Origin of the sequence: Filobacillus milosensis, assembly GCF_004402015.1 — a bacterium.
Taxonomy (GTDB): domain Bacteria; phylum Bacillota; class Bacilli; order Bacillales; family Alkalibacillaceae; genus Filobacillus; species Filobacillus milosensis.
Genome location: NZ_SOPW01000003.1, coordinates 176,750 through 203,008, shown reverse-complemented (window position 1 = coordinate 203,008; position 26,259 = coordinate 176,750). Strand labels below are relative to the sequence as shown.

Below are 26,259 nucleotides of genomic sequence, written 5' to 3'. Positions count from 1 at the left end.
CTCCATAATAAGAGTATTACTGATGATCAATTGTCTTTTTACTGGACTTTTGATCGTCTTCAGTTAACTCTTTAGTTGAATTTTTAAATTCCTTTAACGTTTTTCCTAATGCTTGACCAAGTTCAGGCAATTTCTTTGGACCGAATATAATTAAAAGGATTAATACAATCAAAATCAATCCTGGAATTCCAACTTGCATGTAGACACCTTCCATCGTCACAATTTAACATCTCTATTGTCGCTGATTTCTGATACATTTGCAAACATTTTAAGAGACTGTAATAAAACGTTCAATTATTTTCTTTCATAGATTAAATAAGTATGTTCATGTTTGTTTTTCTCATCTGTTTCGCCTGGGGTTTCATCTGCAATTTTCCATTCTTTAGAATCGATTTCAGGAAAGTATGTATCCCCTTCAAAATAATCATGAATCTTAGTGATATATAATCGATCCACTCGATCCCAGGCTAGCTTAAATAATTCTGCTCCACCGATTAAAAAAACTTCCTCATCATTTAAGTAAGGTTCTAATTCTTCCATAGAATGAACAACTATACAGCCTTCTGCTTTATAGTCTTGATCTCGAGTCATAACAATGTTCTTTCTGTTAGGCAAAGGCCTACCAATGGATTCATACGTTTTCCTTCCCATCACAATAGTATAACCCGTTGTTACTTTTTTAAAGTATTTTAAATCATTAGGCAAATACCATGGTAAATCATTGTCTTTTCCAATTACATTATTCTCATCCATTGCCACAATAAATGATAACATTTCACTCAACTCCTAAACAGCAATCGGTGCTTTTATAGATGGATGCGGATTATAATTTTCTAGCTTCACATCCTGTACTTCATATTCAAAGATTGATTGCTTATCTTCTTTAATGAGAAGATTGGGTGCATCCTTTAGATCCCTCGAAAGTTGTAATTCTACTTGTTCGAAGTGGTTGTGATAAATATGAGCATCCCCTATTGTATGAACGAAATCTCCAACTTCCAAGTTGCATTCTTTAGCAATTAAGTGTGTGAGCAGCGAATAACTGGCAATATTGAATGGAATACCTAAGAAAATATCTCCACTTCGTTGATATAACTGACAAGATAATTTTCCATCAGCTACATAAAACTGAAACAAGGTATGACATGGAGGTAAAGCCATGTTAGGAATATCTTCAGGGTTCCACGCTGATACGATTAGTCTTCTTGATTGTGGTTTATTTTTAATATCATTAATGACTTGATTAATTTGATCGATGGTTTCATCATTAGAGCTCTTCCAATGGCGCCATTGTTTTCCGTATACATCACCTAAATGTCCATATTTATTGGCAAACTCATCATCTTCAATAATCAATTTCTTAAATCTTTCCATTTGCTCTTGATATCGTTTATTAAACTTTTCATCTTCTTGTGAACGGATGCCAAAATTAGTCATATCCGGGCCATCATACTCATCACTTTCAACCCATTTTTGGAAAGCCCATTCATTCCATATATTATTATTATGTAATAGTAAATACCTAATATTTGTGTCGCCTTTTAAGAACCAAAGCAGTTCACTAACTATTAATTTGAATGGGACACGTTTAGTTGTTAATAAAGGAAACCCCTCTTGTAAATTAAATCGCATTTGATATCCAAAAACTGATCGAGTGCCTGTTCCAGTTCGATCACCGCGATCATTACCATTTTCCAATACGTGTCGACATAATTCTAAGTATTGATTTTCATACGAATTTCCCATGGTCATCCTCCCTACTTTATATAACTATATTGTAACAAATAAATAGTTCATGTCATAGATTGAAAAGCTCGACATATAATACCAACATCAATAATTAGAAAAGGTGATGGTTAGATGGTTATTAAGAAAAAAACGAGATCATTTTTCCTAAGCACCATGGCAGGCAGTATAGCTTTTAGCTCACCTCTCGCCTTCACTTTACCTGTAGAAGCAGTATCTAAAGACCAATTTGAAGAGCTGCAACGGTTATCTTATGGTGAGCACCATGAAGCTGTTGTTCATTTGCAAAAGAAGTTAAAAACTCTTCGATATTATCAGGGAGAATACACTCCAAAATATGATGTACTAACAGAGCATGCGCTTAAAACCTTTCAAAAGGAACAAAATTTAGAAGAAACAGGAAAAGTTGATGAACAAACGGTTCTAAAATTAGAAGAAAAATTAGAATCACATTATATTGAAGTTGTTAAGAAACACGCAGAAAACTTAAGGTATGGAGAAACCAGCAACAGAACAAAACAAGTCCAAAAAGCTTTGGAGTATTTTGGTTTTTACAATGATTCTATAGACAGTAGCGCTGGCCCTGCGACCAAAAAAGCTTTAGAACAAATGAATAAAGTTTATAAATTACAGCTTGATCTCAGTGAATATAATCAATTCGTTCAAGTGACTCATACTCAGCAACACAATGAATCAAAAAGCAACATTCAACAAACTGTCAAATCAAAGCCAAGCAATAAACAAGTTAGTGTTGAGAAATCAGCTTCAACAAATTCAGTGATTCAAACTGCGCGGGCATACATTGGTACACCTTATGTATGGGGTGGAGAATCGCCTTCAGGCTTCGATTGCAGTGGTTTTTTACAATACGTATTTTCCCAACACGGAATATCAATAGCAAGAACTGTTGATGGTATTTATTATTCAGCAGCTCCAGTGAGTCAGCCTAGTGTGGGTGACCTGGTTTTTTATGAAACCTACAAACCAGGCCCTTCACATGCAGGGATTTATTTAGGGAATGGCACATTTATTCATGCAGGTTTAAGCAACGGGGTAAGTATTAGTAATATGAATACACCATACTGGAAGACACGTTACATAGGTGCTAGAAGAATTGTAAAATAATTAGAACAAATCCATCTGCCGAGGGTTTAAATCTTTATAAGTAATACCTAATAACTTTTGTAAGTGTTTAGCATTATCGAATGCATCCCCACCAGAATTATTATTAAAGAGAACAGTGATTCGATCACTGTTCTTTTTTAATTGATGAATAGTATTACCCCAATCTTCAAGCTCGGATTGATTATAGCGATAAAGAAATCTAACTTTTCTCCAATTTTCATTGCCATTTTTATTCCATCCCATTACATTTCTGCCATGGAAACGAATTAATGTATTTTGAGAGTTTGTTACCACTGGAATGGTTGGTACAGACCCTTCACCCGCTTGTGGTTCATCACAAATCGAATGAATCCACTGTTCTTCTTCCATAAACTTTAAAGTATCCTGCTTAACGCTATTTTCGAACCAAGATCTATTTCTAAATTCCAAGGCTAAATCAAAATTTCCAAATTGTTGTCTTATGAATTTCAAACGACGTATATGGTCTTTTGATAAATTAAACCATGGAGGAAATTGAAATAGTATACAATTAAGTTTATCTGATTGCGTTAGAGGCTTTAAATTTTCCTGATAAATCTTAAACATATCTTTAATTTCTTTTCGAGTAAACTGTTTACGATCATGACCAGTAAATGTTTGATAAGCTTTTACAACAAAACTAAAATTGCTTGGTGTTTGATTGGCCCATTTCTTGTACTGATCCTGATTAATAATACTGTAAAACGCTGCATCCAGTTCAACTACCGGAAAATGAGAGGCATACGCTGCTAATTTATCTTTATATAAATGTTCACTGTCATGAATTGCAGGATGATCACCCCAGCCAGTTAAACCTATATGTATCATGGATAAACTCCTTATAAAAATGTTCTTATTTTTAATAGTAGTATATAGTACAATCCTTGACGCTGTCTATCTTATTCAGTTATACTGAAAGTGCAATAAAGATGTAAGGTTTCATGAATTGGGTAACTTCTATAGAAGTGAAAGATTGATTTATGATCCTTCATTTCTATAGGAGTTACCTTTTTTATTACCTTGCAAATTTATTGTGAAATTAAGCACCTTTAGGTGAAAGTTTTAGGAGGATTTAGAATCATGCAAAACGGTGTAGTAAAATGGTTTAACGCGGAAAAAGGTTATGGTTTCATTCAGGTTGAAGGTGGCGACGACGTATTCGTACACTATTCAGCAATTCAACAAGAAGGTTTCAAAACTTTAGAAGAAGGTCAAGAAGTAGAATTTGAAATCGTTGAAGGCGATCGTGGACCACAAGCTTCAAACGTAAATAAAAAATAATTGACGCATATAGACATAACGGCAGCTTAATTAGCTGCCGTTTTTTTATGCCTTTGGTTCTGTTATAAAGGCTCTCAATTTGTTCTTTTTTAAATTTGAATTATTTGCATTTTAAAATAAATATAGCATGAATGTGCAAATAATAATAATAATAATATAGTTCTATTCGTGCAAAAAACGCAGTTCGCAACTTCCTGCGATATCAAAATTAAGGAGATTATTTTAAATGACAAACGAAATTTTATGGATACTATTTGCACTTGTGAACTTTGTATTAATTACAGCGATTTATAGAATGTTTGGCAAGAACGGATTATTAGTCTGGATTGGTATGGCTACAGTTGTAGCAAACCTTCAAGTTCTAAAAATGGTGGAACTATTTGGTGTGACAGCTACATTAGGTAACATTGTTTATGGGTCAATATTTCTTGCAACAGACATATTAAATGAAAAATACGGTAAGCAAGAAGCACGTAAAGCAGTTTGGTTAGGGTTCTTCACATTAGTATCAATGACCATTTTGATGCAAATGGCCTTAAGGTTTACACCAGCAGAGTCTGATATGGTTAACGAATCCTTAAAAACATTATTCGATTTAGTTCCTCAAGTAGCTATAGGGAGTTTATTAGCGTATATCATTAGTCAAAACGTTGATGTTTATATATTCTCTAAATTAAAAGAGCGCTTCGATTCTGAACGTTTTTTATGGGTCCGAAATAATGTGAGTACAATGTTAAGTCAGTTTTTTAGATACTTCAATATTTTGTGTGATTGCATTTTGGAGTATAATGCTTAATGATTTTAATGTGTGGTTACAAATTTTCGTATCAACTTATTTAATTAAATTTATTGTAGTTGCTTTAGACACGCCATTTATGTATATTGCGAAAAATTTCATAGATAAAAAGATAACCCCATGAATTAAAACGGGGTTATTTTATATTTGTAGCAATATTATTTTTATCGTTAGAGATCCAATCACTGAAGCTTCCTACATATAATCGCACATTGGTAAACCCGGCTTGCCATAATGCAATAACATTTGGTGCAGCAGTAACACCAGACCCACAATACACAATAATTTCTTCTTTATCATTTAAATCAGAAAAATATTTAACTAACTCTTCTTTAGACTTAAAACGCCCTTGTTCATCTAATATTTTTGTCCACTCTAAATTAATTGCACCAGGTATATGACCTGCTTTATGATCAATGGGTTCCACCTTTCCAATGTAGCGTTCATAACTTCTTGAATCTACTAAGACCACATCTTCTTTGTTCTTATGTTTTTTTACATAATTTTGATTGGCAATTAATTCTTCATCAACATTATACTCTCCATAATGAGACTTAGAGTGCAATGCCGAATGACTTTCTGTAGGATACCCATTCGACTTCCAATCTTCTATATTGCCATTCATTAGATAAACTTTCGAATGGTTAATTAGCTTCATCATCCAATACATTCTTGATGCAAATGCTCTATTATTATCATAAATAATGACTGGTGTATGGTGATCTATACCTCTTTCAGCTAAGGCTTCAGTGAATTTCTTCAAATCAGGTAAAGGGTGTCGCCCTCCTACTTCTTTAACTTCACCACTTAGTTCTTTTTCTAAATCAAAATAAGCTGCTTGAGGTAAATGATTATTTTGATAATCTTTTTTTCCCCTATTCTTATCTTGTAAGTTAAAGCGACAATCCGCAAATACTGTATGCTTTTCGTTAGTAAAAACATCATAAGCTTCTTTTACTGAAATTATCATCGTTTCTCCCCTTATTTTTATTGCTTTGTTAAAAATTGTTGAAGCGCTTGATTTTCCATAGGGATTCTTTTACTCATCAACCATAAATGCATTCCTAAAAATAAAGTTGCCGTTACAAATGCATGAAACATTAATGGAATAATTAAAAACTCTAAACCAACAACAATATAATTAGGATGTTTGATCCATTTGTAAGGTCCTTTTTGTACTATTTGTGCGTTGGGTAATACAATCACTTTAGTATTCCAATATCTACCTAATGAAATTAAACTCCAAAACCTCAAAGCTTGAATTAATACAAACATTATCACTAGTGTAAGAGATATTTCACGCTCCCACCCATGTACTAAAAAACTCTCAGCAACCAAAAATACAAAGAATAAGGTGTGTGTAATCACAATATAAGTGTAATAGGGATCCTTAATTTCTATAGCCCCATTTTGCTTCTGGTATTTTTCATTTGATTTAGCAACAATTAATTCACTAATTCTTAATCCGATTAAATAAATGAGTATAAACAAATATATCATATTATTTCCACTCCATCAGTAAGATTTCTGATGCGAAACCTGGACCCAAGGCAGAAGCTAAATGATACTTCTGGTTAAACACACCCTCATCTTTCAATGCTTCTTTTATAACAAATAGAATTGTAGGTGAAGACATATTTCCATAGGTTTTAAGTATATATTTCGAAAATTTTAGAGATTGATGTTCTTCCATCAACGCTTCAATCTCTTCTAATACTTTTCTCCCTCCAGGATGAGCTAACACATTCTCTATCTCAGAGAAGTTAATACCTATATTGTTTATAAAGTCATTTAAATGGGCACGCCAAAACGTTTTAACGATTTTAGGAATAACTGTTGCGAAAATCACATGAAAACCATCATCTTTAACATTCCAACCCATTACATCAATACTGTCATCTAATATTCTTGAGCTAGTCGATACGATATGTAAATGTTTATTAGACGAATTTAACTTTTGGTGGTCTTTGCCCAGCAAAACGGTGCAACTAGCACCATCACCAAATAATGCAGCACCCACAATGTTTTGAGAATCTAACTGGTCATGATGAAAAGCAACGCTAGCCAGTTCAAGATTTATAATCATAACTGCCTGGTCGGGATTTGATTGTAAATAATCATGTGCACGAGAAAGAGCAATTCCTCCTCCTGCACAACCTAATCCGAAAAAAGGATACCTCTTAATATCTTTTCTAAAAGGCAATCGGTTCAATAAATGAACTTCAATTGGTGGAGTTAAAATCGCTGTGCTACTTACTGAAATAACTGCATCAATCTCATCTAAATGTATATCACAATTTTTAAGACAGTCGTTTATAGCATTAATAGCTAATTGGATACCTTTACTAAAAAATAAATTATTTCTTTCTGCTAATCCATGCTCTGATAAAAACCAGGCTGGTTCTGCGACAAAGTATCGTTGATCAATATTGGCGTTATCAAAGACGGCTAAATATCTTGATAACTTTCTATCATCGATTAAGCCTTCTATTAACTCTTTAGCTTTTTGTTGTTTTAATTGATGTTCAGGTACCGCTGTACCGATACTATAAATTGCGGTCATAGAAAGACATCCTTTTTTATTTAGTTTGTCCTCTGTTTTATTACTCTATTCTTATTAAAAACCGTAAATAGTCATTCCGCCATCTACCATCAATGTTTGTCCAGTCATATAATTACTTGCATCAGATGCCAAGAAAACTGCTGGTCCAGCTATTTCTTCAAGCATTCCAATTCTTTGCATAGGTGTTCGTTCAACAATATCTTGAACATATTGTTCATTCTCTAATAGTTTTTCAGTTAACGCAGTAGGAAAATACCATGGGCCAATCGCATTAACATTAATCCCGTACTTACCCCATTCTAATGATAGTGTCTTTGTCATTTGTATAATCGCTGCTTTGGTCATAGCATAAACAACACCCGTTCTTAAAGCGGTTTGACCAGCAACTGATGAGATCGAAATAATTTTACCCTTAGTTTTATTCTTTATCATGTTTTTAGCAACATATTTTGATAGAAACAAGGCACTTTTCATATTAGTATCAATAATTTGTTGCCACTCTTCTTCTGTAACATTCAAAGCTTCACTTCGAATGTTCATTCCAGCGTTATTAACTAAAATATCAATACCACTATCCGATGTTTTTTCTTCTAATTGGTTAGTGATTTTATCCAACTCTGATACTGATGCCACAATATAATCTGCACTAACATCAAAATTGTTTTTAATTGTTTCTACAGTATTTACTAAATCTTTTTCTGATCTGGCAATCAGAATAACGTTGGCACCTGATTCTGCATATGAAAAAGCGATTGCCCTTCCTATACCTTTAGTTGCGCCAGTTATTACTGCTGTTTTACCTTTTAAAGAAAATGATGGTAAATAAGATTCCATAATATTACCTCCTAAATAAAGAATGCTAAAGAAGACTATTCATTAAGTCGAATAGCCTTCTGTTTACTACCAATTATAAATTTTTCCATACTTCTCTTCTAAATAATTAATTAAATGATTAGGGTTTAATCCTTCACCTGTTACCTCATTTAGTAATTCCAGTGGCTGTTTCATGCTACCTTTTTGATGAATATGTTCATTTAACCAACTTTTTATTGGTGATAAGTCATCATTTTTTATTGCTTGATCAATGTTGACCTCTTGGTCCATTGCAGTTTTTAATTGAGCTCCATACATATATCCAAGCGCGTATGAAGGGAAATACCCAAAGTCTCCACCAGACCAATGGACATCCTGTAATACTCCGTCTGCATCATTATCAGGTCGTATTCCAAGATATTCTTCCATTTTGTCGTTCCATAGTTGAGGAAGATCTTTAACTTCTATCTCTTCATTTATTAGTCCTTTTTCAAGTTCATAACGAATCATTATGTGAAGTGGGTAGGTCATTTCATCTGCTTCAATTCTAATGAATGAAGGTTTAACTTCATTAATAGAACGATAAAATTGATCTATTGGAATATTTTTAAATGATTCTGGAGCATACTCAAAAAATAGATCATAATATGATTCCCAAAATGCTTTGTTGCGCCCTACAAAGTTCTCCCAGAATAGAGATTGTGATTCATGAATTCCCATGGATATAGCTTCACAAACTGGCGTGTCATATAGATCTTTATCCAGCCCTTGTTCGTATAAAGCGTGACCGCCTTCATGTACTGTACCGAACACAGCTGTACGGAAGTCATTCTCGTCATATCTAGTCGTGACACGTACATCATCATGATTAACATTAATCGCAAAAGGGTGTACAGTTTCGTCTAAACGACCAGCTTCAAAATCATAACCCATTTTCTCAAGCACTTTTAAAGAAAATTCCTCTTGCTTTTCTTTAGGAAAATGAGCTAGGATTTGTTCTGTATTCGGTTTGTCAGATGAATTACTTACCTTTTGAATTAATTTCGATAAATCATCTCTTAATTTAGGAAAGACTTGATCCAATGTTTTTACAGTAACTCCTGGTTCAAAATTATCAAGAAGCGCATCGTAACGATTTTCTTTATAACCCCAGTACTCTGCAAATTTAATATTAAATGCAACTATTTTCTCCAGATAAGGGCGGAACATTTCAAAATCTGACTTTTCACGAGCTTCTGCCCAGACTGTTTCAGCTTGAGATGTTAATTCAACAAATTCTTTATATTCATTCAACGGTATTTTTTTAGAAAGATTATATTCTTTTTCAACTAATTCAATTGAACGTCGTATGACTGGGTTATCCGCGTTTTTCAACTCATCAATAAATTTCTTCATATGATCAGAAGTTTTTAATTCATGTGTTTTTTGAGACAATAATGATAATGTCTCAGATCGTCTTTGGGCACCTTTTTTAGGGGCTTTTGTACGAAGATCCCACGCCATTAATTTAATGGCTTCTGAATAAGATTCTATTTGTTTATAATATTCCAAAAATTCTTGCTCCAAATTAGTGTAAGTATTCCCCATTTAAATTCTCCCCTTAAATTATTTCTTACCAAAGTACTGATAGTAGTCAGTTTTGATAAAACCATTAAATAACTTGCGTTTCTTAGTGGCTTTCTTACCAAATTTACTTTCAAAATCATTATATGATGTCATAATATAGACACTCCACTTAGGGTAAGAAGCCATAATTTCACCAAGATTTTTATATATTTCTTCTACTGTTTGTTGATCGCTTAAACGTTCTCCATATGGTGGGTTTCCGATTAAGTAACCTTTTTCAGACTTTGGTACAAAATCTTTAACCTGCATTTGTTTCCATGAAATTAAATCAGCAAGACCTGCTTCCATTGCATTTTGTTTTGACATTTCCACTGCTTCATGACTAATATCTGAGCCTGTGATATCTAAAGGCTGCTCATAATTTGCTAAGTCCTCTGCTTCTTCTAATGCTTTTTCCCAAACATTTGATGGAATAACATCCCATTCTTCAGCTGAAAATTCACGGTTAAAGCCTGGTGCAATATTTTGTCCTATAAGTGCAGCTTCAATTGGAATGGTTCCTGATCCGGTAAAAGGGTCAACTAAAGGATAATCTGGTGTCCAATTAGTTAATTGAACTAACGCAGCTGCTAACGTTTCTTTCAGTGGGGCATCCCCTTGTCCAACACGATAGCCTCTTTTATGTAATCCAGAACCAGAGGTATCCAAGGATAATGTTACCTTGTCTTTTAGAATAGCAACTTCTACTTTATACCTTGCCCCAGTCTCTTTTAATCGAGATTGTAAATTATGCGCCTGTTGCAAACGTGAAACAATAGCTTTCTTTACAATTGATTGGCAGTCGGGTACGGAATATAGTTTTGATTTATGTGATTTACCGACAACATGAATAAACCCATCTTTAGAGATCCATTCTTCCCACGGTAAAGCTTTTGTTTGTTCAAATAGTTCTTCAAAAGAGTATGCTTCAAACTCGCCCATGAGTAGTTTGACACGATCAGCAGTACGTAGCCATAAATTACTTCTAGCTATGCCTGATAAATCTGCATCGTAAATAATTCGCCCATTTTCAGTTTGTACATTCTCATAACCAAGTTTTATAACTTCATTCTTTACGAGTGATTCAAGACCCATTGCTGCTGTTGCGATTAATTTTATTGGTTGTGACAACGTTTCCATTCCTTTCGAAAAACTAAGCTGCTTATATTATGTAAGGCATAAATAAAATGTGACCTGCAAGTGTTTTTATAAGCCATGTTCTGTACCTTAGTACTGCAAACGGTGGTCAACCTCGTACTCCGGCAGTAACCATCTATCTACAAGTTAAACTTGTCTTTCTGCTTGGTTCATTTCCCTGCAGAAAGTGCCCCTACCATATTTTTGGGTTGCTCACTCGTGGGGTTTACCGCGTTCCACTTTGATTGTTTCCAATCAAACTCGTCTCTGTGGCACTTTAAAGGTTTCACAATCATATCTTACGACTTAGATTGCTTCCCTGCCGTTAGCTATCATAATAGCTACCTTGACTTATGGTTTCGTCAAGCACGAACACTACAAGCATCTCAGCTTGTGTGAGCATGGACTTTCCTCTCAATAAAAATTGAGCGGTTACTCAAAACACTTACAATCACTTTATTTATGCCTGAATTATAGATTGTAACATAATCTTTCCCTTAAAACACTAGAAATGATTAACAATTATTGATCGGAATATCTTTTACCAAAAACGGCTTTTTCCAGGTTTGATAACCTTTGTAATACATCGTAATTAATTTGACCTCTCTGTTGCGTTTGGTTTGAATTTGATGTCGCATGAGGTCTAGTTGTGGATTTCAAACGTTTATTCTCATCTCTTAGCTGAGCGATTTCTTTATGCAACGCTTCATAATCCTGAATGATCAAATCTAAGAATTCATCTACCTCATCTTGATTATAACCTCTAATTGTTGTTTTAAACTCCTTGTCCAATATCTCTTGACTTGTAAAATTGATTTTCATATAAAATCCTCCTTGCTATAGAGTTATTCATTCCACTCTTGCATATCACGTGCTAAGTCATCTAAATCAAATGAATTGATTATGATCATATCATAATGAAATTTCTCTTGATATTTTAATACCAATTCATAAAAATATTTAGGCGAACCACCAAACTCTTCTTCATATAAAAGTAAACAAGCGTCAGTCTTTTCAATCATCCATTTATTCTTTATAAAATACTGTTTAGGATTTTCATAAGTTTTATTAGATAAAGGCTGGTAAAAATCTGCTTGCTCAATTAACCTTTGATATACAGTTTGTTTATCCTCATTCCAGATTTTCTCCTGATCAATAAAAGGTGGTATTAAAGCTATTTTAACATGAAAGCTCCCTTTTAGTTCTTGTACCACATCAAATGCCCAAGTTTCAACACCTTGTTGACCTGATACGACCACCCACTCTAACCCTTCTTCCAATAAATTAGTCAACCTACGTTTGAGACTTTCTTTAATAATGGTTACCTTATCGTCCTTATCACTAAATATATTCAGTTCATGTGGTTTATAACCAGTAATTGCTAATGATTTAATACTCATATTATTAGTATATCAAAAAAAGGGCTAGTTTGTACTAGCCCTTACTCTAGACTTAAAAATTGTTTATCAGTTGTTTTGTCCTTCTGCTAAATCTTGCTGATTAAAAGAAAAAGGCAATAAATCTTTAACCTGAACTTCCTTTATTTCCTGATCTTTATTAGAAATATATACAGGCATTTTTTCATCGAAAAACTCACTCATAACCTGTCTGCACGATCCGCATGGCGGCACTGGACGATTCGTTTTCGCGATGACAGCCAAAGCCTTAAACTCTCGCTCTCCTTCAGAAATCGCTTTAAAAATTGCCACACGTTCTGCACAACATGTCACTGGATATGCAGCGTTTTCAATATTACACCCTCTATATACTTTACCTTCTTTTGTTAACAAAGCAGCTCCCACAGGGAATTTGGAATATGGCACGTATGCCTCATTTAACATATCGGTTGCTTGTTTAACTAATTCTTCGCGATTCATGTATGTTCTCCCCTATTCTAAACCAGTTTCATCCATAATAATATTTAAATTATATTTAACCGATTGATATAACTCCATAAAACGTTTTTTTCTAACATCATGAAAGTAACTGTGTAAAATCATTATTTCTAAGTTGTCTTTTGTGTTTTTGATTTGATTTGGAAATAATGGAAGTTTATGAACAATTGCATTAGCATCCTGTTCCCATTGCTCTATTTTATCAAAAATAGGTGAAGTTTCTTCCTTCATTAAATTAAAATCATCATAATTTTTACGATCAAATTTTCTTCCATTCATATATTTATCATACAAAGTTTCCAAATCATTTTTAAGTATGTCTTCGGTTAAACGCAAAAATTCATTCATTTTGTTTCACCTTGCCTTCAAATCTACTTTATCATGAATTTTTGCGGTATGCTATTATTTCTTTTTTAAATCTGGGTTTACAAGTTGCATCCGTCTTTTCAAATGTTCTAACTCAATTTCCAACCTTTGTAATGATTCTAATAAATACTCCTTATTACTTGGATACTTCATTGCCCATCTCCTCCTTGCCTAAATTAATTTGCCATAGCAAATTCAATATCCTTCACGAACGACAAACAAAGAAGAGATATTACAAATGTTCTTAACGTTTAACTTTTTTCGACAGATTCATGCTTAATTGAAGATTTAATCGTACTTAACTGTTTAAGCCATTTACGCTTCTGGTAAAACTCACTATTAATCGGTACGATCTGCTCTATGTTCTCTTCTTTCCACCACTTTTTCTTGATTTTTGTGTAGCTTGACCAGTCTCCTTTATAATCTGTCATATGGTGCTGTGTGTTTCTGTAAAAATCCTTCAAAGGATTAGAATGTATAAGCTTCTCTTCAGTAAATTGTTCATACTCCTTACGACTTCCACTTATTGCAACGCGTCTGGCAAAAGATAAAAATCGAGGATATAGATATGGATAAAATAAGATATTGGCTATTTTTTTACCGATAGCAATTCTGCGACTAACATTTAAAAAATGCGAAACAAATTCGCCGTATAATTGACCATTTTCAGTTGGTAATAAAACTGCATTATAATCAACGATATTTTGTGTTTGGAAAGTTAAAGACCTAAATATTTTGTTCTTATACGGTTGGTGCTCCATAATAGGTAACTCTATAATGTTTTGTTCATTTATGATTTGTGCATATAATAATCGTTCTTTATTTTTTTCTCTATAGAAACGGTACCATTCTTGCTCTATAAATGAAGAAACATAAAAATGCTTTAACAAAAAGAATAGCGGTGTGTTTTTTTCCATAGATAACTGATAAATTAACAATTGAGGGTATGCATCTTGGAATATATACCAATTAATACTTTCATACGTTAAATATAAAGACTTTCTGCGATCTTCACTTAAAAACTGTACATATGGCTCTGTTTGTAAATCGGTCATATTCCAACCAGCGTTTCTAGAAACCATACTGGCCAGAAATGACCATTTGATTTCTGGATGCTTTTCATAAAAGTTCAAATAGGCTTTAGATCTAGTAACATTATTTTGATTATGTATTTTTGTTTGTTCTTTTATATAATCAACAATCAAAGGGATCATGGTGTCAGCCTTTCTTAATCATTTTGTAATAGTATATCCAAATCTATTTTGTTTAAAATTTGATATAATTATCAAAGTAAGGAGGAATACACTTGAAGTACCCAAAAGGTAGTCGCAAACATAAAAACCCTATTAATGATCAATCCTATAAACAAAGCACTCAATTTGGTAAAAGGGGAATGACCCTCGAAAAAGAAATAATAGAAACGAATAAGTATTATTTAGTAACTGATTTAGCAGTAATTCATAAAAAACCGACCCCCATACAAGTCGTTCAAGTGGACTATCCAAAAAGAAGTGCAGCTGTCATCAAGGAAGCGTATTATCAGCAACCTTCAACAACAGACTTTAATGGCCTATATAAAGGAAAATATATAGATTTTGAAGCTAAACAAACAAACAATAAGACATCTCTTCCTTTTTCAAACATCCACGATCATCAGGTTCAACATATGAAAAAAGTTGAAGAGCATGGTGGAATTAGCTTCTTTATTATTCGCTTCAAACAACATAATGAAACTTTTTTACTTCCAATTCGTCCATTTATACAAGTTTGGGAAAAACAATTTGAGGGTAATAGAAAATCGTTACAATACCAATACATCAAAGAACACGGATATTTAATCCCTTTTACATTACAAGCTAAAGTGGATTATTTAAAAGTATTAGATAGTGTGTACTTCAATGGAGGAGATAATAATGAGTCAAGACGTCAAAAGTCGTAAAGCAAAAAAGCAAACTGCTAAGGGCAACAAAAAAATAAACTGGAAAAAAGTACTTATAACATTACTTATTATCGGAGCTTTAGGCATGTTTATTGTTGCTGGTATTGTATTTTCTTATATCAAAGATGCACCACCATTAAATGCAGAAGAGTTACAAGTACCATTATCAACGACTATTTTAGATCGTAATGGTGATGTCATCGCAGAATTAGGAGCACAAAAGCGAGAGAGTATCCAGTATGATGATATTCCACAAGTTCTGGAAGATGCTGTTCTCGCAACAGAAGATGTTCGTTTCTTTGAACACAGTGGTATTGATTTGAGACGTATTGGTGGAGCTGTCATCGCCAACCTTAAAGAAGGTTTTGGCGCTGAAGGAGCTAGTACGATTACTCAACAGGTGGTTAAAAATGCGTTCCTTACACGTGAAAAATCTATTGAACGTAAAATTCAAGAACAATATTTAGCATTTAAATTGGAACAACAATATAGTAAAAAAGAAATCTTCACGATGTACTTGAATTTAATCGCATACGGTAAAGATATCTACGGTGTACAAAAGGCATCTGAAGCCTTCTACGGTAAAAGCGATTTAAGTGAATTAACATTACCTGAGGCTGCTTTATTAGCGGGTATTCCTCAGCGTCCAAATGCTTATAATCCGTTTATAGACCCTGAATTAGCTAAACAACGACGTAATACCGTTCTGAATTTAATGGTTCAACACGGTAAGATTACTGAACAACAAGCTAATGAAGCTAAACAAGTAAAAATTGAAGACATGGTTCAAGATAGTTATGAATCTAATATTCCATATGAAGCTTTCATTGAACAAGTATTAATTGAAACTGGCGAACATTTAGATGATGAAGTTGATGTATATTCTGCTGGACTAACTATTCACACCACGTTAGATCCAGAAGCACAAAAGCATTTGGAATTTTTACTAAGTGACAAGGAAAGCCCAATTTACTTTGAAAATAAAGAAATTCAAGCAGGTGTATCAGCAATTAATACACAAACAGGTGAAATTTTAGCCATTGGTGGCGGTAGAAATAAAGAAGGTATTTGGGGCGGCATGAACTATGCGATTAACCCTGAAGGTCGACAACCCGGGTCTACTATTAAGCCAATTCTAGATTATGGGCCTGCCATTGAATTTGAAAAATGGTCTACTTATCATCAATTATTAGATGAAGAAATTCAATACGGTAGTGATGGTAATCAAAAAACACTTAATAACTTCGATAACCGTTATCGTGGATGGATGACAATGCGTGAAGCTCTTTATAACTCGATCAACGTTCCTGCTTTTAAAACGTTTGATGAAATAAGAAGTGCTCATTCAGAAGAAAAGATTCTAAATTTTGCTGAAGGTTTAGGTTTATCGTTTGATAACTTATATGATTCCGACTCCATCGGTGGTAACAATCAAGTGAATCCATTGCAATTAGCAGGAGCATATGCTGCATTCGGTAATAGCGGAATCTATAATGAACCACACGCGGTTACTAAAATTGTTTATCCAGAAGAACAAAATGTAGTCGAAGTAAAACCAGAATCAGACATAGCAATGAGTGATTACACGGCATATATGATTACCGATATGTTAAAAGACGTGGTAACCCATGGCTCTGGTACACGAGTAAACGTTGGTAACTTACCAGTTGCAGCAAAAACTGGTACGACAAACGATGCAGTCGACTCATGGTTAGTTGGTTATTCAACAAACTTTACAATTGCTACTTGGGTAGGTTATCCACAAAACGAATCATTACCTAACTCTGCCAAAAATGTACCTAAGGATATATTCAGTAATTTAATGACCTTTATGTCACAAGACGTAGAAACATCTGACTTTAAAAAGCCGGAATCTGTAGTCGAAGTTGGTGTAGAAAAAGGATCTAGGCCTGCTAAATTACCAAGTGAATATACACCAGAAAGTGAAATTGTAACTGAACTATTTGTAAAAGGCGCTGAACCAACCGAAACATCTGAAAAATATGATCAATTAGATCCTGTAACAGATCTTACAGCAGAGTTTGATAAAGACAGTAATACAATTACAGTTAATTGGAACCACCCAATGCTAGATGAAGAAAATCAAAATATGTCATTTAGAGTTCGAGTATCTGTAGATGGTAGTGAGATGCAAGATGTGGGAACGGTAAACGAGACAGAAATAGTCTTTGATGAAATCGCACCTGGAACATCATACACTTTTGAAATTACAGCTATAGATAATGAAAATGAGTCTAACTCTTCAGAACCAGCTGAAACATCAGTTGAGACGCCAGATGAAGAAGCAGATTTCTGGGATGATTTTTTAGGTGATGAAGAAGATAAAAAAGACAAAGATAAAGACAAAAAAGAAGATAATGATGATAGCTCACAAGAAGACGGACAATCTGATGAAGAACAAAACAGTGATAGTCAAGATGATGGAAGTCAAACTGATGACACTCAAAACGATGGATCGACTCAGGATGGAGATGGGTCCACACAGGATGATTCTGGATCCACTGAAGATGGTACTAACTCAACTGATGATAGTACTGGTTCTACTGATGGTGATAGTTCCAGTAATAACCCTTAAAACAAAGTTCAATAATAAAAAAGAAGCTAGGCTGAGATGTAATCAGCCTAGCTTTTTCATGCGTTTTTTACCTTCACGACAAATATCTAATAATGGACACTCAGGACAATTGGGATTTTTAGCTTTACAATGATATCTCCCAAAGAAGATCATTCTATGGTGAGTATCGCCCCACTCTTCTTTTGGCACTTTTCTCATCAGTGTTTTTTCTACTTCTAACACAGAATCTTTCCACCGACAAATACCAAGTCTCTTTGATACACGTTCCACATGAGTATCTACTGCAATAGCTGGTTCATTAAATGCGACTGACATAACAACATTTGCTGTCTTTCTGCCTACTCCAGCCAAATTTATTAATTCTTTATATGTAGAAGGAACTTGTCCATCATGCTTTTCAATTATATCTGCGCAAAGTTTTCTTATATTCTTTGCTTTATTTCTATATAAGCCAATTCTTTTAATATCATTTTGAAGTTCTTCAAGACTAACGGCTAAATAATCTTCTGGAGATTTATATTTCTTAAATAAATCTGGTGTTACTTTGTTCACTAATGCATCTGTAGCCTGTGCAGACAATACAACAGCTACTACTAATTCAAGTTCATTTGAATGTGTTAACTCACATTCTGCATCTGGGAACATATGCTCCAAAGTGTCCAATACAAGTCTAATACCACTTTTATTCAGCATTCTCTCTTCCCCCCTTAATCTTCTAGCCAATTATAATAAACTGAAGTGTCTCTTTTCTTTACAGTTTCTTTTTGCTGAGCATTTGCTGAGTGTGAATTTTGAGACTGTTGTTTAGCATCTTTCACACTGTGAATACCTCTCTTTTTCCACTCATTAAGGATTCGGTCAATATATCTAAAATTAAGTTTACCCATTAGAACCGCTTCCCTTAATGCAGCTTTAATTAAAGCAGGCTTAAAACGGTCATCATCCAACCAATAACTAATTGTTTCAATTTCAATTGGGGATAAAGCTCGTCCAAATTCTTGTTCAAAAAGGTGAAATAATTTACCCTCATCTTCTTTAGATTGACCAGTTTGTTCTTCTACATCATATAACTTTTCAATTAATGGTTTAATTGAATACCACTCATGTACAATTTGTTGATCATCTTCAAAGTGATCAATTGTAAGTAAGCCATTATTTCTTAACTTCTTTAACACATTTGAAACTTCATTAGAATTAATGGACATCGAAGCCGCTATTTGATCAAAAGAAGGTAATAATTCATTGTCTTTTTGAAGACGTAGGATTTGCAGAATAACGATTAATTCAATTTCATTTAAAGACATGGACTGATAATCTTTAATTAATAATGCTGGGATATTAATTTGATCGGTTAAGATTTTTTGATAAGAAAATGGTAAATTCATTGTTTACCCACCTTTATAACATCTTTTATGTAATAGAAAGAGATGACTCAATAAAAGAGTCATCCCTATCTCTCCTTATGGATATAAGCGGTTAAGCAATCTTGGGAAAGGAATAGTCTCACGAATATGTTCTATACCACTAATCCATGCCACAGTACGCTCTAATCCTAAACCAAACCCAGAATGAGGAACACTTCCGTACTTTCTCAACTGTAAATACCATTCATATGCTTGGCCATCTAATTCATGTTCATTATATCTTTGTTTCATTAATTCGAAATCATCGATACGTTCGGATCCACCAATAATTTCACCGTAACCTTCTGGTGCAATCAAGTCAGCACAAAGGGCAACTTTAGGGTTATCAGGATCTGGTTTCATGTAAAAAGCTTTGATCTCTACTGGGAAATGGGTAATGAATACTGGTTTATCATAAGCTTCAGCTATTGCTGTTTCATGGGGTGCACCAAAGTCATCTCCCCAGTCAATATCGTCAAACCCTTGGTCTTTTAAGAATTGAATAGCGTCATCATAAGTGATTCTTGGGAAAGGCGCTTCAATTTTTTCAAGTTTTGATGTATCTCGTTCAAGTGTATCAAGTTCGATTTTACAATTTTTAAGTACAGATTGAACGACATGAGATACATACTGTTCTTGTAATTCCAAGCTTTGTTCATGATTCATGAAAGCCATTTCCGGTTCAATCATCCAGAACTCAATTAAATGTCTTCTAGTTTTTGATTTTTCCGCTCTGAAAGTTGGACCGAACGAAAATACACGTCCTAGAGCCATTGCAGCCGCTTCCATGTACAGCTGACCACTTTGTGATAAATAAGCATCTTCATCAAAATATTTTGTGTGGAACAGTTCTGTAGTTCCCTCAGCTGATGCACCTGTTAAAATAGGTGGATCTACTTTCACAAAACCTTGTTCATTGAAAAATTCATATGTAGAACGAATAATTTCATTGCGAACTTTCATAATGGCATGTTGTTTTTTCGAACGTAACCACAAATGACGATGATCCATTAAAAATTCTGTTCCATGTTCTTTAGGTGTAATTGGATAGTCTTCAGCTTCCTGAATAACTTCTACATTCGAAACTTGTAATTCAAACCCTAAAGGACTTCTCGTATCTTCAACAACTTTCCCTGTTACATATAATGAAGTCTCTTGAGTAAGGTTCTTAGTTAAATTAAAAATCTCTTCAGGAACCGCTGCTTTTGCTACGACTCCTTGGATAAATCCTGTTCCGTCTCTTAATTGTAAAAATGCGATTTTACCACTTGAACGTTTATTATGTAACCAGGCACCAATGGTTACGGTTTCTTCTAAATGGTTCTTTACTTGTGCAATAGTAGTTGTGTTCACTTCTTTTCCTCCTTAAGAGTATTTTTCTACGAATCTTTTAATACGTTTTGCTGCTTCTTCTAGTTGATTTAATGAAGTTGCATATGATAAACGAACATTATCTTCTGCTCCAAAACCTGATCCAGGTACAATTGCAACCTTTTCTTCATCAAGAAGCTTTTCTACCCATTCATCTGTTGTAGAAAAGGGTGACGCTTTAACTACTTTCTTAACGTTCGGAAATAGATAGAAAGCGCCATCAGGTTTAACACAGCTTACATTTGGAATTTCTACAATCCAATTGTATAACTTATTTAATCGTTCTTCAAAAGCTTTCTTCATTTTGTTTATCTCTTCTTCTGAATGATTATAAGCAGCGATTGCTGCATATTGTGCAATCGATGTTGGATTAGATGTAGCATGAGACACTAAATTAGACATAGCTTTTATAACCTGTTCATTACCTGCAGCGTAACCAATTCTCCATCCTGTCATTGAATGAGATTTACTTACACCATTTATTATAATTGTACGCTCTTTCATTTCTTTAGAAACTGCTGCAATTGAATGATGGTTTTTATCTCCATAAATGAGCTTCTCATAAATTTCATCAGAAACAATCCAAAGGTTGTATTTTAATGCTACCTGGCTTAGTTTTTCTAATTCTTCTTTAGTATAAAGAACGCCAGTAGGGTTACTAGGCGAGTTAAGTACTAACGCTTTTGTTCGTTCTGTGATTGATGCTTCTAACTGTTCAGGTGTTAATTTAAATTGATTAGTCTCCTCAGCTTTTACAAATACAGGCTTTCCTTCAGATAGCTTAATTTGTTCAGGGTAACTTACCCAATATGGGATAGGGACAATCACTTCATCATCTTTATTTAATAGGACCTGAAATAATGTATATAAAGCGTGCTTGGCACCAGTTGTAACAATGATTTCATTACGGTTATATTCTAAACCTTGATCTCGTTTAAATTTATTGATAATTTGATCTTTTAGTTCGACTAACCCGCCAGCAGGGGTATACTTTGTCTTACCTTCATCCATTGCTTGTTTAGCTGCATCTAATATATATTCAGGTGTATTGAAATCAGGTTCACCAGCACCAAGTCCGATTACGTCGTGGCCTTCTGCTTTTAAAGCTTTCGCCTTAGATGTAATAGCTAATGTGCTAGAAGGTGTTAGGGCTTGAACTCTATTCGCTAATTCCATATGTAGTCCACTCCTTTAATTTATTTGTTGTTTAAAAAAGAAATTGAATCATATAATTCTCCATTTATAAAACGGAAGGTCTGAAAATATAAACGATTATTTTTTTCATATATAATTTCCCAGATATAACGATTATTCATTATACCTAAATTCATATCCAATAGGTCACATTGCTCACATGCACTCGACCATTTTTGCTTCATTTCCTCTTGGGTTAACCCTTCTGATGCCTCAGTCCATTCTACTTCACCTGATTCACCTTGGGGAACAAACACATGTATTTCATCTTGATCAGGCGTGTTACCAGTAAATACGTAATAAGATTGATCACCATTGTAAATATAACTTTGATTTACATCTTCCAAGGAAGAAGCAGCCTTAGCCTCTTCTAAGGCTTTATCTTTCTCAGCACCTTGCTCGCTTTGGATACTCGTGAATAAGTAAATGAAAGTAATAATTAAAGTGAATAAAATGGCACAGAAAATAACAGCTATACTTATCAGAAATTTTTGACCTGAAAATTGAATTGACAACTCATGTTCATCCTTTTTATTTTACATTAATACATACTTTAAAGTTCCACTTTAATATTATAACAATTAACATTAAAAAATTGTTATACTTTCTCTCATTGCAATAAATTATTCGCGCTTTAAGAAGAGCTCATAATCATCTTTGAAAATAGATACATGTGCAGAGACCCCTTTTCGTAATGCATATATATCCACCCATTGTTTTTGAAATAATTCAACAAGGGAGTCTGTTTGATCACGTTGGTTAATAATCGCTACTTCCGGGTCTAATTTCATCAAATCTTCTTCTGTTAATCTTTTGCCTGGTTGATTATCCGGTAAAAACATGACTTGTACTTTTTTACTCCACTTGTCATATGAAATAGCTCCCTCATACCAGAAGCATATAAATTCACCGTTAGAAATAGAAACATTGCCTGCTTCTTCATGTTCATTATAAACATACTCAATATAATAATTAGAACTGATTGCTATTTGATCATGCCCTTCTAGTTTGAAAACTTTATTTTCATATGCCTGGGGCACTTCACATTGCTCTTGATTAACAAGAGGCATGTATAAATTATCTACTTCATATGCATCTAAGATTTTTGTTAGGTTCCCACAATTCTCGGGTATGTTATTAGTGATCAATATACCCTTGATATTTTTGTGATTAAAATTGCTCAAGTAACTTAAAACCTGGTCTGCGCTTGTGTAATTTCCTGTATTTATGAGAAAAATGTTATCCTCATTCAATTGTAAAATTGAAAAATTGCCTGCAGATATAGGCTCAAAAATAATTTCTTCTTTCGCCATAACAGTAGTGAAACTAGATAATGCAATAACACTGCTTAACATAATAACAACAATTTTATTCAAGACCCTTCACCCACTTGCTTTATCTTCACTAACTATTATCATTCGTAAATTAAATTGTTAATATGACAACCAGTTTTTTGCATCTTCTATAATCTTATGTCGACGATCATGAATAATTGGAACGTCTGGTATGGACTTCAAAAATTGTTTGCCGTAATTCTTTGTCATGATTCTTTGATCCAAAATCACAAACAAACCTCGGTCATTTTCCGATCTAATTAACCTTCCAAAAGCTTGTCTGAACCTAAGAATTGCTTGTGGAAGCATCCAGTGATAAAAAGCATTTTGTTTTTTAGATTCAAGTTGTTTAGATTTTGCATGAAACATCGGGTGATTAGGTGTATCAAATGGTAACCTGACCATAACAATCATTTTAACGGATTGACCTTGAATATCAATCCCTTCCCAGAAAGAACTTGTACCTAATAATATGGACTGGTTAGACTTCTCAAACATTTTTTTAAGTTTTTCTCTGCTTCCGGTTTGTATACCTTGAGCTAAAATATTAATTTCTTGATTATAATTAATTTGTCTAATCGTGTTATATACTGTTCTTAACATTTCAAATGAGGTAAATAACACAATTGTCTTCTCTTCAAGTTCTTCAGTAAGAGCAACGATATATTCAGCAACTTGGCCTGCATAATCTTCTTGCTTACTTTGCTTAATGTCAGGAAAGTCATTCGGTACGTAAACTTTTACTTGTTGATCATATTGATAAGGCGAAGGCAAATATATAGACCCAGTGTCTTCATTCAATCCTAATTCTTCAAGGAATGACTTAAATGAATGATTTGTTCTAATCGTTGCACTTGTGAAAATAATAGGTATATCAGATTTGTATATTTTTCTATTGATAATTTCATTCACCTGTATCGGTTCTAAGTTCAATTGAACTGCATTTTTTGCTCCATCTTGGTCAATATCTATCCAACGAGCTTCATTATGTTTTTCATTAAAAAATTGTTTTAATATTGTTATGATCGATGTGAGTTCAGAAAGATTCTTTTGTTTTAAAATCTGTTTCCATTCATCATTAAATGATTGATATTCCAACTCTCTTTTTAGCTGTTCCATAGATAAAATTAGGTCATTCAACTGTTGATTAATATTTCCTGATTTAATGGCATTCAAATGATAAGTGTCAATTGATAATTGAATCTTACCTGTATCTGAAAGAGAGTCCTTCTCTGAATGCAAAAATAATACTGCTTGATATATGGCTCTAAAAAATTGATCTGCACTGAATTTTGTTGTTTCAATAAGGTGTGAATTTATAATAGACGATAAATTATTTAATAAATGGGCTATCGAAACATAATCCAGTTCTGTTCCGACTTGATTTCTCACATACTCTTCAAACCTATGTGCTTCATCAATAATTAAACATTCGTAGTTCGGTATACGACTTTTATCATATAAATGTTCTGAGATTAAGAATGCATGATTTACTATAATTATTGAGGAATTCTCTGCCTGCATTTTTGCCAATTGAAAATAAGATTCTCTTTGATCATCACTTTTAGAGCTCTCTCCTGAAATAAACGGCCAAATCTCATCACCTTTAGAAGGTAATTGGATTTCATCACGATCTCCTGTTTCGGTCTCTGTTAACCAAACAAGTATAATTGACAAGCTTAATGCCACATCATAATTTGTACTATCGTGAGAGTTTAAGAAATGTTTAAACTTTTTAAGATTTATGTAGTGAGTTGGGCTCTTTAAAATTGTCATTGACTGACCAAGTTTAGTGAATGAAAGCAAAAGTGGCCAATCTCTGTTAATCATTTGTTGTTGTAATTGGATCGTACTAGTACTTATTACAACACGTTGATTAGAATGATTAGCATAATATAAAGCAGGTAGTAAATAAGAAATGGTTTTACCGATACCTGTTCCAGCCTCTATTACAACTCTAGATTGATTTTTAATGGTCAGATGGATTTGTTTAGCCATTTCAATTTGAGATTCGCGTAAAGTTAAGATGTTACTATTTATATAGTTATTTAAAAATTCATCGAAATCGTTGTAATTTTGTTGAGTGACTTTACTTTGTTTATTAGTGTGTATACTTTTTACTGCAAAACCGTTTTGCTCAACCAGATCGTATTGATGTTCATGTTGATATTGTTTTTCGCGAAGGATATCTTCTATTATCTGCTCTACATCACCTTTAAATGTTAAGGTTAAAGGTTTCATCTGTAATAGGGTTTTATAAGGTAACTGATCGATTTTATTTAAAATTTTCAACAATAGCAAGGCGGTCACATAAGCGTCTGACAAAGCTCTATGTGGTGAAAAATGTTCAATATTTAAGTGTTCAGTAATATCCTCAAGTTTAAAGCTATCAGCTGTTGGAAAGAGTACTCGTGATAACTCAACTGTATCAAGAACTGGACACTCAATTGGTCCATATCCGTTGCCAAGAAGAGATTCATTTAGAAAATCATAGTCAAATTGAACTTGATGAGCCACAAAATAACCATCTTCCAAATAAGGTAATAAAATTGGAATAATGTCATTAATTGATGGTGAGTCAGCGACATCTTCATTTGTAATACCAGTTAAATGACTAATAAATGGTGGAATTTCTCGATTTGGTTTAACTTTGGTGGAAAACTCATCAACGATTTGATTATTTTCAACTACAACTAGACCGATCTCAATTATTTCATCACCTTTTTTAGGCGAATGTCCAGTCGTTTCTAAATCTACTACAACAAAGCGATTCATGTTCTTCCACCTCTTTCTTCACAAAAACTGATATTGTTTTTTTATTGGCAATGTTAAAGATTATTATTGATTCTACGAATCGCTACAGGCGGACGCTTTCCGCGGGCACGGCCTCAACTTCCCAAAACTCACTCGCGTTCGTTTTGCGTGATTTTCGGCTCGCGCTGTTCCCGCGAAGACCTGGACGGTCAAGTGTCGATGTTGGCCACAGGACGTGGCCGTCTTTAATCGACCAGGAGTCGCCGCCTTTCGCTTTAGTTTGAAAATATCTTACTTGAAGGTTCTTTTTAATTAACATAATA

Annotated in this window: 26 protein-coding genes, 1 other RNA gene and 1 pseudogene; 5 read left to right on the top strand and 23 right to left on the bottom strand. The window is 33.7% G+C overall.

What is annotated here, in order from left to right; genetic code table 11:
- Positions 1–16: 16 nt before the first annotated feature.
- From tatA to E3U55_RS04145, 3 genes are all read right to left on the bottom strand, one after another.
- Positions 17–214 (bottom strand): twin-arginine translocase TatA/TatE family subunit, encoded by a 198-nt coding sequence (tatA, locus tag E3U55_RS04155; RefSeq protein ID WP_323740401.1) that lies wholly within the window; start codon positions 212–214, stop codon positions 17–19.
- Between the two features lie 80 nt (positions 215–294).
- Positions 295–774, bottom strand: coding sequence for a dihydrofolate reductase (locus E3U55_RS04150; RefSeq protein WP_134339070.1), 480 nt, complete (start codon positions 772–774; stop codon positions 295–297).
- Between the two features lie 12 nt (positions 775–786).
- Positions 787–1,746, bottom strand: a complete 960-nt coding sequence (locus E3U55_RS04145; RefSeq protein ID WP_228547467.1) for a thymidylate synthase — start codon at positions 1,744–1,746, stop codon at positions 787–789.
- A gap of 114 nt (positions 1,747–1,860) precedes the next feature.
- Between E3U55_RS04145 and E3U55_RS04140 the strand changes: the two genes are divergently transcribed.
- Positions 1,861–2,871 carry a C40 family peptidase gene (locus E3U55_RS04140; protein ID WP_134339068.1) on the top strand — a complete coding sequence of 337 codons (1,011 nt, stop codon included), beginning with the start codon at positions 1,861–1,863 and terminating at the stop codon, positions 2,869–2,871.
- On the opposite strand, the gene E3U55_RS04135 is transcribed toward E3U55_RS04140, so the two are convergent.
- Positions 2,872–3,717, bottom strand: coding sequence for a DUF72 domain-containing protein (locus tag E3U55_RS04135; RefSeq protein ID WP_134339067.1), 846 nt, complete (start codon positions 3,715–3,717; stop codon positions 2,872–2,874).
- 252 nt (positions 3,718–3,969) lie between these two features.
- Here E3U55_RS04135 and E3U55_RS04130 point away from each other — a divergent pair, with 252 nt between their 5' ends.
- Complete coding sequence (locus tag E3U55_RS04130) at positions 3,970–4,170, top strand: cold-shock protein (RefSeq protein ID WP_134339066.1); 201 nt, start codon at positions 3,970–3,972, stop codon at positions 4,168–4,170.
- A 226-nt stretch (positions 4,171–4,396) separates the two neighbouring features.
- A pseudogene (locus E3U55_RS04125) lies at positions 4,397–5,090 on the top strand (queuosine precursor transporter).
- Positions 5,091–5,102: 12 nt separating this feature from the next.
- Here the strand turns inward: E3U55_RS04125 and E3U55_RS04120 are convergent.
- The 12 genes from E3U55_RS04120 to E3U55_RS04065 all read right to left on the bottom strand — a co-directional run bounded on the left by E3U55_RS04120 (position 5,103) and on the right by E3U55_RS04065 (position 14,559).
- Positions 5,103–5,936 carry a sulfurtransferase gene (locus E3U55_RS04120; protein ID WP_134339065.1) on the bottom strand — a complete coding sequence of 278 codons (834 nt, stop codon included), beginning with the start codon at positions 5,934–5,936 and terminating at the stop codon, positions 5,103–5,105.
- 17 nt (positions 5,937–5,953) lie between these two features.
- Positions 5,954–6,466 carry an isoprenylcysteine carboxyl methyltransferase family protein gene (locus E3U55_RS04115; protein ID WP_134339064.1) on the bottom strand — a complete coding sequence of 171 codons (513 nt, stop codon included), beginning with the start codon at positions 6,464–6,466 and terminating at the stop codon, positions 5,954–5,956.
- Between the two features lies 1 nt (position 6,467).
- Positions 6,468–7,529 carry a type III polyketide synthase gene (locus E3U55_RS04110; protein WP_134339063.1) on the bottom strand — a complete coding sequence of 354 codons (1,062 nt, stop codon included), beginning with the start codon at positions 7,527–7,529 and terminating at the stop codon, positions 6,468–6,470.
- A 54-nt stretch (positions 7,530–7,583) separates the two neighbouring features.
- Positions 7,584–8,363 carry an SDR family NAD(P)-dependent oxidoreductase gene (locus E3U55_RS04105; RefSeq protein ID WP_134339062.1) on the bottom strand — a complete coding sequence of 260 codons (780 nt, stop codon included), beginning with the start codon at positions 8,361–8,363 and terminating at the stop codon, positions 7,584–7,586.
- 66 nt (positions 8,364–8,429) lie between these two features.
- Entirely contained in the window at positions 8,430–9,929 is a 1,500-nt protein-coding gene (locus tag E3U55_RS04100; protein ID WP_134339061.1) for a carboxypeptidase M32, read from the bottom strand.
- A gap of 18 nt (positions 9,930–9,947) precedes the next feature.
- The gene (locus E3U55_RS04095; RefSeq protein ID WP_407644094.1) at positions 9,948–11,078 is read right to left on the bottom strand and encodes a THUMP domain-containing class I SAM-dependent RNA methyltransferase; all 1,131 of its coding nucleotides are present in this window, start codon (positions 11,076–11,078) and stop codon (positions 9,948–9,950) included.
- A gap of 73 nt (positions 11,079–11,151) precedes the next feature.
- Positions 11,152–11,528, bottom strand: an RNA gene (rnpB, locus tag E3U55_RS04090) — RNase P RNA component class B.
- Between the two features lie 78 nt (positions 11,529–11,606).
- Positions 11,607–11,906: a cell division regulator GpsB gene (gene gpsB / locus E3U55_RS04085; RefSeq protein WP_134339059.1), complete on the bottom strand. Its 300-nt coding sequence runs from the start codon at positions 11,904–11,906 to the stop codon at positions 11,607–11,609.
- A gap of 23 nt (positions 11,907–11,929) precedes the next feature.
- Positions 11,930–12,484 carry an SLOG family protein gene (locus E3U55_RS04080; RefSeq protein WP_134339058.1) on the bottom strand — a complete coding sequence of 185 codons (555 nt, stop codon included), beginning with the start codon at positions 12,482–12,484 and terminating at the stop codon, positions 11,930–11,932.
- 66 nt (positions 12,485–12,550) lie between these two features.
- Positions 12,551–12,961 (bottom strand): cytidine deaminase, encoded by a 411-nt coding sequence (gene cdd, locus E3U55_RS04075; RefSeq protein ID WP_134339057.1) that lies wholly within the window; start codon positions 12,959–12,961, stop codon positions 12,551–12,553.
- 12 nt (positions 12,962–12,973) lie between these two features.
- Positions 12,974–13,327: a DUF1798 family protein gene (locus tag E3U55_RS04070; protein WP_134339056.1), complete on the bottom strand. Its 354-nt coding sequence runs from the start codon at positions 13,325–13,327 to the stop codon at positions 12,974–12,976.
- Between the two features lie 269 nt (positions 13,328–13,596).
- Positions 13,597–14,559, bottom strand: a complete 963-nt coding sequence (locus tag E3U55_RS04065) for a DUF2515 family protein (protein WP_134339055.1) — start codon at positions 14,557–14,559, stop codon at positions 13,597–13,599.
- An 86-nt stretch (positions 14,560–14,645) separates the two neighbouring features.
- Between E3U55_RS04065 and recU the strand changes: the two genes are divergently transcribed.
- Together recU and E3U55_RS04055 are read left to right on the top strand one after the other, a co-directional pair.
- Positions 14,646–15,284 (top strand): Holliday junction resolvase RecU, encoded by a 639-nt coding sequence (gene recU, locus E3U55_RS04060; protein ID WP_407644095.1) that lies wholly within the window; start codon positions 14,646–14,648, stop codon positions 15,282–15,284.
- The gene (locus tag E3U55_RS04055; RefSeq protein ID WP_134339053.1) at positions 15,259–17,880 is read left to right on the top strand and encodes a penicillin-binding protein 1A; all 2,622 of its coding nucleotides are present in this window, start codon (positions 15,259–15,261) and stop codon (positions 17,878–17,880) included. The genes recU and E3U55_RS04055 overlap by 26 nt, the downstream gene beginning before the upstream one ends.
- A gap of 42 nt (positions 17,881–17,922) precedes the next feature.
- Here E3U55_RS04055 and nth read toward each other — a convergent pair whose 3' ends face one another.
- From nth to dinG, 7 genes are all read right to left on the bottom strand, one after another.
- Positions 17,923–18,573 (bottom strand): endonuclease III, encoded by a 651-nt coding sequence (nth, locus tag E3U55_RS04050; RefSeq protein ID WP_134339052.1) that lies wholly within the window; start codon positions 18,571–18,573, stop codon positions 17,923–17,925.
- Between the two features lie 14 nt (positions 18,574–18,587).
- Positions 18,588–19,265: a DnaD domain-containing protein gene (locus E3U55_RS04045; RefSeq protein ID WP_134339051.1), complete on the bottom strand. Its 678-nt coding sequence runs from the start codon at positions 19,263–19,265 to the stop codon at positions 18,588–18,590.
- A gap of 75 nt (positions 19,266–19,340) precedes the next feature.
- Positions 19,341–20,636: an asparagine--tRNA ligase gene (gene asnS, locus E3U55_RS04040; RefSeq protein ID WP_134339050.1), complete on the bottom strand. Its 1,296-nt coding sequence runs from the start codon at positions 20,634–20,636 to the stop codon at positions 19,341–19,343.
- Positions 20,637–20,648: 12 nt separating this feature from the next.
- Entirely contained in the window at positions 20,649–21,830 is a 1,182-nt protein-coding gene (locus E3U55_RS04035; protein WP_134339049.1) for a pyridoxal phosphate-dependent aminotransferase, read from the bottom strand.
- Between the two features lie 20 nt (positions 21,831–21,850).
- A complete protein-coding gene (locus E3U55_RS04030; RefSeq protein ID WP_134339048.1) occupies positions 21,851–22,363 on the bottom strand; it encodes a cell wall elongation regulator TseB-like domain-containing protein in 513 nt (170 codons plus the stop codon).
- Between the two features lie 108 nt (positions 22,364–22,471).
- Complete coding sequence (locus E3U55_RS04025; RefSeq protein ID WP_134339047.1) at positions 22,472–23,224, bottom strand: MBL fold metallo-hydrolase; 753 nt, start codon at positions 23,222–23,224, stop codon at positions 22,472–22,474.
- A gap of 57 nt (positions 23,225–23,281) precedes the next feature.
- The gene (dinG, locus tag E3U55_RS04020; RefSeq protein ID WP_134339046.1) at positions 23,282–25,957 is read right to left on the bottom strand and encodes an ATP-dependent DNA helicase DinG; all 2,676 of its coding nucleotides are present in this window, start codon (positions 25,955–25,957) and stop codon (positions 23,282–23,284) included.
- Positions 25,958–26,259 lie beyond the last annotated feature (302 nt).

Excerpts from the sequence above, each read along its gene's own strand:
- tatA (WP_323740401.1), bottom strand. The coding sequence starts at position 214 with ATGGAAGGTGTCTACATGCAAGTTGGAATTCCAGGATTGATTTTGATT.
- E3U55_RS04150 (WP_134339070.1), bottom strand. The coding sequence starts at position 774 with ATGTTATCATTTATTGTGGCAATGGATGAGAATAATGTAATTGGAAAA.
- E3U55_RS04145 (WP_228547467.1), bottom strand. The coding sequence starts at position 1,746 with ATGGGAAATTCGTATGAAAATCAATACTTAGAATTATGTCGACACGTA.
- E3U55_RS04140 (WP_134339068.1), top strand. The coding sequence starts at position 1,861 with ATGGTTATTAAGAAAAAAACGAGATCATTTTTCCTAAGCACCATGGCA.
- E3U55_RS04135 (WP_134339067.1), bottom strand. The coding sequence starts at position 3,717 with ATGATACATATAGGTTTAACTGGCTGGGGTGATCATCCTGCAATTCAT.
- E3U55_RS04130 (WP_134339066.1), top strand. The coding sequence starts at position 3,970 with ATGCAAAACGGTGTAGTAAAATGGTTTAACGCGGAAAAAGGTTATGGT.
- E3U55_RS04120 (WP_134339065.1), bottom strand. The coding sequence starts at position 5,936 with ATGATAATTTCAGTAAAAGAAGCTTATGATGTTTTTACTAACGAAAAG.
- E3U55_RS04115 (WP_134339064.1), bottom strand. The coding sequence starts at position 6,466 with ATGATATATTTGTTTATACTCATTTATTTAATCGGATTAAGAATTAGT.
- E3U55_RS04110 (WP_134339063.1), bottom strand. The coding sequence starts at position 7,529 with ATGACCGCAATTTATAGTATCGGTACAGCGGTACCTGAACATCAATTA.
- E3U55_RS04105 (WP_134339062.1), bottom strand. The coding sequence starts at position 8,363 with ATGGAATCTTATTTACCATCATTTTCTTTAAAAGGTAAAACAGCAGTA.
- E3U55_RS04100 (WP_134339061.1), bottom strand. The coding sequence starts at position 9,929 with ATGGGGAATACTTACACTAATTTGGAGCAAGAATTTTTGGAATATTAT.
- gpsB (WP_134339059.1), bottom strand. The coding sequence starts at position 11,906 with ATGAAAATCAATTTTACAAGTCAAGAGATATTGGACAAGGAGTTTAAA.
- E3U55_RS04080 (WP_134339058.1), bottom strand. The coding sequence starts at position 12,484 with ATGAGTATTAAATCATTAGCAATTACTGGTTATAAACCACATGAACTG.
- cdd (WP_134339057.1), bottom strand. The coding sequence starts at position 12,961 with ATGAATCGCGAAGAATTAGTTAAACAAGCAACCGATATGTTAAATGAG.
- E3U55_RS04070 (WP_134339056.1), bottom strand. The coding sequence starts at position 13,327 with ATGAATGAATTTTTGCGTTTAACCGAAGACATACTTAAAAATGATTTG.
- E3U55_RS04065 (WP_134339055.1), bottom strand. The coding sequence starts at position 14,559 with ATGATCCCTTTGATTGTTGATTATATAAAAGAACAAACAAAAATACAT.
- E3U55_RS04055 (WP_134339053.1), top strand. The coding sequence starts at position 15,259 with ATGAGTCAAGACGTCAAAAGTCGTAAAGCAAAAAAGCAAACTGCTAAG.
- nth (WP_134339052.1), bottom strand. The coding sequence starts at position 18,573 with ATGCTGAATAAAAGTGGTATTAGACTTGTATTGGACACTTTGGAGCAT.
- E3U55_RS04045 (WP_134339051.1), bottom strand. The coding sequence starts at position 19,265 with ATGAATTTACCATTTTCTTATCAAAAAATCTTAACCGATCAAATTAAT.
- E3U55_RS04035 (WP_134339049.1), bottom strand. The coding sequence starts at position 21,830 with ATGGAATTAGCGAATAGAGTTCAAGCCCTAACACCTTCTAGCACATTA.
- dinG (WP_134339046.1), bottom strand. The coding sequence starts at position 25,957 with ATGAATCGCTTTGTTGTAGTAGATTTAGAAACGACTGGACATTCGCCT.